The sequence below is a fragment of the Flectobacillus sp. BAB-3569 genome, from assembly GCF_002270355.1.
GTDB lineage: Bacteria > Bacteroidota > Bacteroidia > Cytophagales > Spirosomataceae > Flectobacillus > Flectobacillus roseus.
The window spans coordinates 1-255 of sequence record NZ_NJFZ01000124.1; the positions used below are offsets into that span (position 1 = coordinate 1).

At 33.3% G+C, this 255-nt stretch carries 1 protein-coding gene; it reads left to right on the forward strand.

The genetic code is table 11. The features are described from left to right. The first annotated feature begins 111 nt into the window (after positions 1-111). Positions 112-240 carry a ParA family protein gene (locus tag BWI92_RS29030; RefSeq protein ID WP_095168647.1) on the forward strand — a complete coding sequence of 43 codons (129 nt, stop codon included), beginning with the start codon at positions 112-114 and terminating at the stop codon, positions 238-240. The last annotated feature ends 15 nt before the right edge of the window (positions 241-255 follow it).

Genomic DNA, 255 nt, shown 5'->3' on the forward strand with positions numbered 1-255 from the left:
CTCAAAATCACGTTGGTAAGTTTATTCTAAAAGAAGCTACTTTCGAAGAATGTGTCATATCTAAAAATGGAATAGACATTTATACCATCTACGAGCCGGGGTCTAAATTTAATGGAGTGGGAAGAAAAACTTTCAAATAAACCAAGACGTGATGATATGTTAAAAATTAGGCTGGCAACTGTTGTCAATAAGTATGACTTTATACTTATTGACTGTCCTCCTAATTTAGGACTTATGTGACAATGACGATTTTGT

Bases quoted from the DNA above. Each gene is read 5' to 3' on its own strand.
- BWI92_RS29030 (WP_095168647.1), top strand. From the start codon at position 112: ATGGAGTGGGAAGAAAAACTTTCAAATAAACCAAGACGTGATGATATG.